The 10,306-nt window shown below is 56.5% G+C and carries 8 protein-coding genes and 3 pseudogenes; 2 read left to right on the top strand and 9 right to left on the bottom strand.

Going from position 1 to position 10,306, the window contains the following annotated elements; all coding sequences use genetic code 11:
- The 7 genes and pseudogenes from ACOI1H_RS21195 to ACOI1H_RS21165 all read right to left on the bottom strand — a co-directional run.
- Positions 1–767, bottom strand: a 767-nt coding sequence (locus ACOI1H_RS21195; RefSeq protein WP_422439966.1) for a molybdopterin-dependent oxidoreductase, incomplete at its 3' end; no start/stop codon positions are given.
- Positions 768–1,039: 272 nt separating this feature from the next.
- A pseudogene (locus ACOI1H_RS21190) lies at positions 1,040–1,981 on the bottom strand (IS1595 family transposase).
- A gap of 179 nt (positions 1,982–2,160) precedes the next feature.
- Complete coding sequence (locus ACOI1H_RS21185) at positions 2,161–3,483, bottom strand: DUF2254 domain-containing protein (protein ID WP_422439964.1); 1,323 nt, start codon at positions 3,481–3,483, stop codon at positions 2,161–2,163.
- A 123-nt stretch (positions 3,484–3,606) separates the two neighbouring features.
- A pseudogene (locus tag ACOI1H_RS21180) lies at positions 3,607–3,889 on the bottom strand (SH3 domain-containing protein).
- Positions 3,890–4,042: 153 nt separating this feature from the next.
- Positions 4,043–4,282 (bottom strand): hypothetical protein, encoded by a 240-nt coding sequence (locus ACOI1H_RS21175; RefSeq protein ID WP_422439963.1) that lies wholly within the window; start codon positions 4,280–4,282, stop codon positions 4,043–4,045.
- A gap of 318 nt (positions 4,283–4,600) precedes the next feature.
- Positions 4,601–5,314 carry a lysophospholipid acyltransferase family protein gene (locus ACOI1H_RS21170; protein ID WP_422439961.1) on the bottom strand — a complete coding sequence of 238 codons (714 nt, stop codon included), beginning with the start codon at positions 5,312–5,314 and terminating at the stop codon, positions 4,601–4,603.
- A 541-nt stretch (positions 5,315–5,855) separates the two neighbouring features.
- Complete coding sequence (locus ACOI1H_RS21165) at positions 5,856–6,446, bottom strand: hypothetical protein (protein WP_422439959.1); 591 nt, start codon at positions 6,444–6,446, stop codon at positions 5,856–5,858.
- Between the two features lie 239 nt (positions 6,447–6,685).
- Between ACOI1H_RS21165 and ACOI1H_RS21160 the strand changes: the two are divergent.
- A pseudogene (locus ACOI1H_RS21160) lies at positions 6,686–8,042 on the top strand (IS1380 family transposase).
- A 232-nt stretch (positions 8,043–8,274) separates the two neighbouring features.
- Here ACOI1H_RS21160 and ACOI1H_RS21155 read toward each other — a convergent pair.
- Positions 8,275–8,817, bottom strand: coding sequence for a transposase (locus ACOI1H_RS21155; protein WP_422439958.1), 543 nt, complete (start codon positions 8,815–8,817; stop codon positions 8,275–8,277).
- A 560-nt stretch (positions 8,818–9,377) separates the two neighbouring features.
- On the bottom strand, positions 9,378–9,608 hold the full coding sequence (locus ACOI1H_RS21150; protein ID WP_422439957.1) for a hypothetical protein: 231 nt from the start codon (positions 9,606–9,608) through the stop codon (positions 9,378–9,380).
- 343 nt (positions 9,609–9,951) lie between these two features.
- Here ACOI1H_RS21150 and rpsU point away from each other — a divergent pair, with 343 nt between their 5' ends.
- Complete coding sequence (gene rpsU / locus ACOI1H_RS21145; RefSeq protein ID WP_422439968.1) at positions 9,952–10,158, top strand: 30S ribosomal protein S21; 207 nt, start codon at positions 9,952–9,954, stop codon at positions 10,156–10,158.
- The last annotated feature ends 148 nt before the right edge of the window (positions 10,159–10,306 follow it).

The raw sequence follows: 10,306 nt of genomic DNA, 5'->3' as shown, positions 1-10,306 counted from the left end.
ATAGGGACTGATCGGGTCATCACTGCCGCGTCTGCACCCTCCGCAAGTATCCACGCGGCACCGTCCTGCACACCCGCCATTTCCAGCAGAGTGGACAGACGTACACCGGTCCATTCAGATGTCGAGGTGAGGCCATGCGTACCTTGAACCGTTTTTAGTGTCGGGTTGGCCCATTCAGTCAAACCATTGCCGGAACATTCGATAAAGTGGATCTTGCTGACCGCAGGCAGCCTTTTCAGATCATCCATTGTAAATCGGATTGGCTGGTCAACCATGCCATGCAGGATGAGCTCGTGCGTGCCCGGGTCAATCGTCGGAATACCGGCATGATGACGCTCGAAATGGAGGCCAGACGGAGTCAGGATTCCCTGCCCCGAGGCCAGCGGGGTCATCGACCAGCTTGAATCGAGACTGGCTGTCGGGTAGCGCCAGCGCACCTCGTTTTCAAATTGCGAGCGCGAGCCATAGCCACCATCGTCAAGAATGAAGCGCCCTTGCTCTTTGGTGGGATCAGGCTGAACGTCATATTCAATAGCGCCGGGCGGTGCTTCGGCCTGTGCGCGGCCAGCGGCAAGAGCGCTACTGCCAAGAGCTACGCCGCCCATCAAGATGCCGCGTCGCGTGAGGCCGTTAAACATGCCATCTTTGCACTCGCATTCCTCGGATTTTTCGCTCAGCGCTTGGCGCTCGATTTCCACCAAGCTCTCCGCCATGTGCCTTTCAGCGGGGCCATATAGTGTTGCGGGGAACGGTTCTTTCTCGGACATTGGTATCTCCCTTGCCGTCATCTGTGATGAGCAGCTTACTAGATAGGTGAAAATTTTCCAAAATTTAATTGCCCAGCCTTACCGACTGCATTTGCGAACCCTGCCAAAACGAGCGTTTCAGAACGTTCCCGAAGGCTTATCCCTTTCAATCCGGTCGGCCAACATGTTGACGCGGCGCAGGACCTCGCGCCTGTGGGTTGAGAGGCGGCCCGGATCAGTTTTGAGCGCTTCGCTGAGTTATGGGTGGCGGCTTTTGTGAGGAACGAGGGCCTTCAGGCCCGCAACTCAACGAAATCGCGATATGTCGCGTGACCGAGACCAACACCGATGCCGAGCAGTGTGTCGAATGCGCTGCGCATGTGTCGCCGTCGGTTCCAGCGGAACATGAATTCGTCCAGATAGCGTTGCAAATGACGTTTTCTGAGGCCGTGGAAGACACCTTTTGCCCATGTTTTCAGGTTGGAGAACACGCGGTGGACCCAGTGGAGGATCTCGTGTGCCTTCTTGCCGCTGACGATCTTCGCCTCGTGCGTGTTTGCAGGAGGATTTTCGTAACCGAGCCAGCCGTCCGTGATGATGTGTGCGCCGGGTTCCACGACCTGACCAATGAACCCGTGCAGCGTCTTCGCCGCACCGTCGGGAATGTGCTTCATCCTGATCCGGCGCGGCTGGCCGTCATCTGACAGCTCGACGGCACAGACGACAAACATCTTTCCGACGGGGCTGCGCCCGCCCTTTGGCCGATCCTGTGGATCATGCCGGGACCGGAACGGCATCTCTGTCTCATCGATTTCAACGAGGTCTTTGAGGGGATTGCGTCCAGGATTGACCATGGACCGCCGCAGCTTTTGTAAGAGGAGCCATGCCGTCTTGTAACTGCCGAGGCCAAGTTGGGCCTGAAGTTGCAGTGCTGACATGCCGTTGGAATGACTGGTGATGATGTGCGCAGCGAGGAACCACGTTCGCAACGGCAAGTGGCTGCTATGCATCACCGTGCCGGCCGTCACCGATGTCTGCCGCGCGCAACCAGCGCACTCCCAAGTCGCGCGATTTCGCTTGAGAGGCCAGCCCTTGCACGTCCCACAGGAGGGGCAGACGAAGCCCTCGGTTCAACGATGCTCCGCCAGACAATGCGAGCACGCTTCCTCGTCGGAAAACCGGGCGTTGAACGCCTGGCGGGACATAGGTTTGTCGTTTTTCCATGTGGCTGGCATGGGTAGAACAATACCAGAACACTTCAAGTTGGCAAGCCGCGTCGCCCTACATTATGTGCCGCCGGATCGAAGGGGATAAGCCTTACGTTCCCGAATGGCCGCTGTGCGAACAGCGGCTGCTATTCGGTAAGGAGAAGTATTTGCCGTTCCTGTGACTTTTTGCTGCTGACGGCAGCGTTTCATATTATCTGACTACGCAGCAATTCTTGAATTGCTTTGCGATCAAAGTTTGTAGAAGCGTGGTGTTCACTTGCAATGAGCACCTGTTCATTTAGCGCCATGATAGCTTCACGCGCTGCGGGCGATAATGATCCGCTCAACCTGCCCATTGTGGCTACCAGCCGCGTCACTACATCAACGTCGGAGATCCCGTAGCGTGCTATCGCTGAAAAGGCATTACAGACCAGGTCCTCGATGACTATGACTTCAGTCAGGATACGCAATTGTCGCTTCTTGTCGAAGCGGATCGGGGAAGGGCGATCCCGACCGGACAATCGACCGAACACCTCTCCGAGTCGGTCGATGCAATAAAGCGCTGTAGTGGGGTCGTTTATGCCAGGTGACAAGGATCGCTGGGCCAGTTCGACAATACGCCGGATCGAGAACTCTAGATCCTGATTGACTGACCGAGTCCGGCCGATTACGAGCACGCCGCGAAGGCTGTCGGCGATTTCAGCTGACACGCGATCACGCGGATATGCCGTGAGCATGCATTCGCCTTCGGTCAAAAAGCGACCGGGCGGTGTCTCGATCCGCAAGACAAGATCATGCTCTGTGGCAATCTGCATGAGCGCGTCCATACCGACATTCTGCACGTATCCGCTCGCATCAGCATTGACCTGTTCGGAACCTCGATCGAAGTCGTTTGGGAGCCGATGCGCGTCCGTCTCGTCCTCGTATTGCACCGGACCATGGCCGAGCTTTTCCGGAAAGAGCCGGTCAACGGCGGCGCACCCGTCGGCGGCCAGCTCCTTGAGCAGCGTTTCGATGCGGATTGAAGTGGCCATGTGATGGATGAAATATATAAGAACCGCGACGCCGACAGCAGCAAGAAGCACCGCAAATGCAACGGTCAGGTGCGGAACGAAGCTTGAGTCCCCCGTGCCCCGCACCGACCGCAGCACGACCAGACAATAGAGGAAAGTTGCCACAAAAGTGCCGAGCACGATCTGATTGCTGCGGTCACGCATGAAGTTTTCCAGGACCCTCGGCCCGAATTGGGAAGAGGCGAGTTGCAGCGACAGCATGGTGATCGAGAAGATCAGGCTGGCCACTGTGATCATCGAACTTGCGATAACAGACAGAATCACCCGGGCGCCCTCGGGTCCGAACGTATAGAGCAAACCGAAATCGCTCACTTTGCCAACACCAAGCCAAGTATCGACTTCGATCAGCAAGAACGACAGCCCGACCGCAACCGCGCACATCATGGCGGGCACGAACCAGAAACTCGAGTTCAGGCTCCCCCAGATTGCGGAGACGCGCGTTATGGAAAACGACATCGCGATGTGTTGCTCCTTCCGATTAGGTGTAGTCTCAGGGCAGCTTTGCGGGCGGAGCGGACATTCACGGTCTCCCAAAAACCACCGTTTGTTGAGCAGGCGGTCTGCGGCAGAAAGCTGAGTTCAACGTGTTGAGAGGTAGTCGGCAGAGACGTAGCCACTGAGCTGCGGTGCGGCGGCAAGCGAAACTTGGCACCAGAGCTGGCCTACTTCAGTCACGCAGTCGCGGCGGTTTAAAGAGGTTCCGTCGGGCAAACCTAAAACTACGCCATAGCCAAGTCCTGGGCCTCAATTTCAAAAATTCGTTCGTGCCGGTGCCTTCGACCACACTACGGTCAGCGGCCAAGTTGCCACAGCTGGCTACGAACACAATCATTAGAATAACTGGAAATGCGCTTCGGCGCATGATTTAACCTCAATCGCTTGCCGATCAATAGACTGGCATCGGGTTAGATCCCAGTCTGCTGTTGCTGCGGTTTGCTGCGTCTACTCTACCCTTCCATAAACGAGTGTTTTAGAATGCGCTTTCCGGGAAAGCCGGGGCGGTACAATTCACCTTTCACATTGGGGACCGACGTATTTCAAGAAGCAATTCATTAGCTTGCCGGATAAATTCGCGCTTCTCTTCTTCGCCATTCATTTTGTCGACGTCTTCAAGGGGAATTTTAACCCTTTCTTGGGTGGCCAACAGTTCCTGTTTTTCAGCTTCTGAAGTCTTGGTTCGTGCGATTTCATCCCTCCGCTCGTTCAGTGCATTTTCCATCTCATGAACTTTTGCTTCAAATTCGCTCGGTTTCATTGGGGCTTTCCTTTTTAATGCTGCAATGATTGTAAGCCTCAAGGCGATTTTTGCAACAAAGACGGTGTACGGCGTAGGCTATTCAGAGACTGAACTGCTCCTCTCAAAAACCACTGTTTTGAACGGTGGCGAAGGTCTGCTGCACCGGACGCAGCCGTTCCAAAAACCAGCGTATTTTAACCATGGCAATGGCTGGTAGCGAAACTTTGATTTTAACGTTCCAAACGATTGCCTCTGGGGATAAATCAAAAATTTGACATCATAGATTGTTTTCGCCCAGGTGAGCGATGGTGTAATTTAATCACCTGATGCGGCGGGTTATATCAATCCCGGTCGCTCTGCCTCCATCTGCGCCTCGGCCTTTCGAACGAACAGCTCAGCAGGCATCCCAGGGAGGATCGGAGGCAAATAAGAAACGGTAATTGTCCCACCACGTTTGCTTGATCCGCCAGGCCCCCAGAACTTGCCCGAGTTCACCAGGACGGGTAGCACTGGCACCCCCAGCTTTGCATACAGCAGCTCCACCCCCCGTTTGAACCTGATAGGTTCCCGCTCCTTCATACGTTTCCCCTCTGGGAAAATAAGGACCGAGCGACCGCCGGCGAGCGCTTCGCGACTCTCGTTTAGCATAGCCTTCAGTGCCTTGGATCCGCTCTCCCGATCGATGATGATCATCGGTGATTTTCGCAGGTACCAACCGATGATCGGAATCCGCAGCAGTTCCTGCTTTGCGACAATTGCTACGTCAGGGAAGAGAACTAGAAACGCGAGCGTTTCCCAGGTGGATTGATGATTGCAGACTATGAGACAGGGTTCTGCCAGAATCATATCGCGACCCGCCTCGGCATAATCCAACCCTACGACATGCTTCAGCCCGAACAGCACCCCGCGCACCCACAGACGAGTTGCTGCCCTAATTGCCTTTCGCGGCGACCCAGCTAGCCAGAAGACCGGCACTCCCAAAGCGAACCAAGCGGTCCAGCAAACAAGGAACGCGTCGAACAGACGCGACTTCAGTTTGATTTGATGCATAGGACTCATTCCTGCCGTTCGCTACATCTGTGTCTTTAGCCCTAAAACGACCGTTTGTTGAATGCCAGACCAGTGCCAATAACGAGCTTTCGTTGAGCGCCCCAAATGTTGAAGATGCGGACAACAGGTCCCAAATAGAGAGCCGTTTTGACTGGTAGGGTGTGAGTTATTGTCCACTGTGCGGGACAAAGATGGCATTAGTCAGGTCAATCGAAGAACTAGCATTGGCTTTATCTCAAGTTTGCCCACTGGCGGACTTTCTGCAGTTCTGCCGGCGCTCCTGTGGCAGTAAGCACCCAGCCTGTCGGTCCGCACCATTACGCGGCTGAAGGCAAATCGGTAGGACGAATACGAGCGATGGCCCAAGCGGAATCTTTGGCGGAATTTAAGTGTGTTCCTGTGATTTCCCATAAGGGCCTGATTACAGGGCGGGAGGCGGAGCGGCATCATGTGCAGCGCGACAATCAAGGTGAGAATCTCATCCAGATTGACGCGCACAATCATGGGACCGCGCCGCCTCGTGGCTTGAAGTCAGTCCTGCCTAAAGCAGCGACTCGTCGGGATTCGACAGGTCTTCCTGCGGCACTTCGAAAATAAAGCCTTCCACGTAGGCGGGGTCAGAAGGCGACCCGCCCTCCATCAGCGCCTTCATGGTCTCAGCGTAGAACTGCCGCGCCTCTTCTACCGTGCGCACTTCCTCGATGATGTCATGGGCCAGATTGATGGCCAAGAAGTTCGCCGCCTCCTTGTCGCAGCGCGCCGAGATCTCGGCCTCGGTGCGGTTGGCCACCACGCTGCCGTCATAATGCGCAAGATCGTCGAAGTAGTCGGGCGGCACGTCGAGATTAATCCACTGCTGCATGACGTCCGGGTGCTCAACCGGGAAAAGATGGGTCGTGGCTTCCTTGTAGATGACCGTACGCTTCCACGGCCCGGTCGGGCCCCAGATCAGCATTGTGTCAGTCACCTCGGGGGCCTCGCCATAAGTGTCCATCATGTGCTGGGCCGCATCCTGAGACGCCTGCGGCCAGTCGCTAAGATCAGGCATCTCTTGTTGCGCAAATGCTGTCGTGCCGAGCAGAACGCTGGCGGCGAAGATGCCAGAGCCAAGGAGATTGGTTTTACGTTTCATGGCAGATCCTTTCTACTGTTTTGCGCTGCAGGCCGCAGCCAAGGACCAAAGCCTAGCACGCAAGAAATATACTGCTCGGTTGCAAGCGCAGTTCCATCCCTCCCGTGATTGTGTCTTAAATCAGAAGTTTTCGCCTACTCTTTATCCCGCATTTCCCAAGTAACTTGACGTTTTCTCACCTCAGATTGCCAGTAACGTGTTATATTTCAGCATGTTAATCGGGCTAAAGGTGGCGGATCATGGATCACCCAGAGGGTGCACGCGAAACGGGTGATGGGCGGCTTGGTTTTGACCGCCGGGTGCGGCTGGAATTTCGTGGCACGCAGCTCAGATCCGACGGCGGTCTTCTGGTGATGCGCGAGTTGGAGGACGCGCTCGGGCTGTCGGGCCTCGCGTCAGCAGCGCTGTGCGACAGCCGCCGGGGCAAGAACACGGTCCATCGGCTCGACGGGCTGTTCCGGCAATCAGTCTACGGGCGTCTGGCCGGATACGAGGATGTCAACGACGCCGATCGCCTGGCCCTCGATCCCGTCATGCGCCAGGTTGTGGGCGGGCGTGCCGTCGATGCGCAGGCGGCTTCTGCTTCGCAGATGGGGCGGTTCGAGACCGAGACGCTGGCCCTGCCCGAGAACCGACAAGCACTGGTCGATCTGAACGGGCAATGGATCGACCGGTTTCATGATTGCAATGGCCTTAAATATATCGTGCTGGACATGGACAGCTCGGTCAGCCCGACCCATGGCGATCAGGAAGGCACAGCCTGGAACGGGCATTTTGACTGCACCTGCTACCATCCGCTCTTTGTGTTCAACCAGTTCGGAATGCTGGAACGCTGCGCCCTGCGGCACGGCAACGTCCACAGCGCCGACGGCTGGCAGGATGTGCTCGACCCGGTGATCGCCCGCTACGCTGGCCGCAAGCTTGGCGGCCGCTTCTTCCGCGCCGACGCCGCCTATGCCAGCCCCGCGATCTATGCGCGGCTCGAAGAGGCAAGGCTATTTCTACGCCATCCGGCTGCCCGCCAATGCCGTGCTTCGCGGCAAGATCGCGCACCGGCTGACCTGGCCGGTCGGGCGTCCTTCGCTGACCAAGGTCAAACGGTTCTTCGAAGACTTCTATTACCAGGCACAAAGTTGGGACGAGGAGCGCCGCGTCATCGCCAAGATCGAATGGCATCCGGGCGAGTTGTTCCCCCGCGTGGGCTTCATCGTCACCAACCTGCCCATGGAGCCGGACTGGGTGGTAAGGTTCTACAATCAGAGAGGCACCGCCGAGCAGCACATCAAGGAAGGCAAATATGCCTTTCGCTGGACGCGGCTATCGTGCAAGCGGTTCGGCGACAACGAGGTGCGGCTGCAACTACACGCCTTGGCCTACAACCTGGCCACCTTCTTGCGCTGCATCGAGCTGCCCGAGGCTATGGCGGACTGGTCACTGACGAGCCTTCAGCTCAAGCTGATCAAGATCGGGGCCCGCGTGGTGCGTCACGCCCGCACCATCACCTTCCAACTCGCCGAGGTCGCGGTGACTGGCCCAATGGTCAGGGCCATCCTTGCCGCCATTCACCGATTGCGAGCGCCGCCGTCATGCGCGTGACCTCGAAATTGGCGAAAGCTGAACAAAAGCGGCAAGACAGCTCTGTCTGTCGTGCTGCAAAACGTGGCCGCATGACCAAGGTGACGCGCATTCGCGGTCCGATCCAGCCACATTCGAGCGCTCTGACGGCCGCAGTCGAGGCTGGGAGGGCAAATCACTTGATCTGGCGGCAAGGTCAGGAAAGGTTGACGTCAAGCGGTAGGCCACTTGGGGAATGTCGGTTTAGGAACCCTCACCTGATCAACTTCTTTTTGGCCGACCGTGCTGTCACCTTGATCGGCGCACTGTCGACATCGAGGGTCAGCGAGTGCAGTCGCTTGCCACCGCGTTCGGCCTTGATCCCACGCCCGGCAAATTCCAGCACCGCCTCGCGCAGGACCTTCAGGTTCGCGGGCGCGGCCATCAGCGCGGTGAACCGCGACAAGGTCGGCTGTGACGCAAGCCCCGGGCCATCGAGCGGCGTCAGGCCCGCTGCGGAACTTGCCGCCAGACGAAAGGCCGGATCATGGCGGGGCGCATCCGCGTCATCATGATCACGCCAGCCCTGTGCCGATAGCAACACCGTGGTGCGCAGCAACGAGGCAAGATCATGTGTTACGTCGACCTGACTGCGGGGGTCATTTATGCGCGCCGTCAGCCACGGCACAATGCCGCTGCTTTCGAGGATCTCACACAACACCACTGCACCGGGATCGCCCGTCAACCGGTCCGCTCTGCTTTCGATACAAAAAGACCGATTGAACCCCGCAGTGACAGGCTTTAGCGTTTCACTCATGCGTGCGTCCGAAGCAGCTTCAGTATCTCGTGTAGCAACTTGAATCTAAAGTACTTTCAGGCGCACGCAACTTCAATTTCCGAATTGGATGAATAAGGCGGGTGAAAACAGGATGTAAAATCGAGGACATGCGCTTGACTACGGCAGACCGGCTGGCAAAGTGCATCGCACTTTGTTGTGTCGTTGCTTGAAGGATCTCCTGGCTCACTATTCTGCAGCGCCAATCTCCAAAGGCATCTCCTGCAGGCATATTTACCGAAACGGAATTAAGGCTGCTGGAACAGACAATGCCGTCAAGCCGAAAGACAGCACCGCGCGATCTGAAGTTCTTAGTCACCGCCGTCGCAAGACTGGGCGGCTATCTCGATAGATCTCGCGACGCGCCGCCAGACACGACAGTCATTTGGCGTGGCTTCGAACGCCTCAAAGCCCTCGCCGAAGGCTTCGAAATGGCCAGCCCATCCGACAAAACAAAACGTGTGGGTAATTGAAAGACGGGGACGGCGCTTACGGTATTCCGCGAAGAAAACTGCAGCCGACCCTATGCAAGTCTCCGGTCACTAGGACTTGTTTTTGACTCGGCGAGGTACTTTGGCCTTGGACGCTGCAGCGTCGCCTGATGCGTGGGCTTCTTTTTCAAGACGCGCCTTGCGCAGGCCCGCAACCTTCACCTGACGTTTTTCCGTTTCGGCATCGAGGCGTTCCTTCACCTCGCGCGTCGTTTTTTCCATTGGCGTTTCTGGCCGGGGGTCCGGCGTACGAAAGATGTTCGACACGGTGGGAATAATCATCAGTGAAACCTCATCAACATGCGTGTTGTTCTGCAGTTGCTCTCCACAAGTACGTGAAAAGCGGGGTGGATGTCTTTGATTTATCTACGCCCGACATGGAAACCGACCCAACGCCCCGCGGCCACTCCGATATTACAGGTAGCAGTCATCCTTGAAGTACCAACTTACCTCCGGGCCAAGCGACGCAGACCTCGCGCAGCCCATGAATCCGCATCATGGCCTGCAAACCGTGTCCCTACGATTGTTGATGCGGCGGATGCTCAACCTGCTGATCTCAGACTTGCTTAAACTTAAACATCTCATATTGTTACTGCTGGAATATTTGAAAATGGTGAAGCTCAACATGCTGGTCAGTGTCCGTGATAACAACGTTGATCAGGCGCTGCGCGTCCTCAAAAAGAAGCTGCAGGGCGAAGGCGTGTTCCGCGCGATGAAGCTGAAGCAACATTTTGAGAAGCCGTCCGTTCGCAAGGCACGTGAAAAAGCGGAATCCATTCGCCGGCAGCGTAAGCTGGCACGCAAGAAAGCGGAGCGCGAAGGCCTCCTGTAAGCGCAAGATTTTGGCCAAAATAGAAGGCCAGAATGACTTTCGTGCAGGCGGGCTGTTCTATGACCAGTGGGGGTGCGAACACGAGCAAACTAACTGGTAGGTCAGCAAAACTGACTGAATCGCATAAGGGAAATTATGTTGTTGAAGT

It is taken from the genome of Loktanella sp. DJP18 (genome assembly GCF_049310965.1).
Classification (GTDB): Bacteria; Pseudomonadota; Alphaproteobacteria; order Rhodobacterales; family Rhodobacteraceae; genus Loktanella.
Note: the sequence above shows the minus strand (reverse complement) of the source record. Positions and strands in the feature narration are given on the sequence as shown.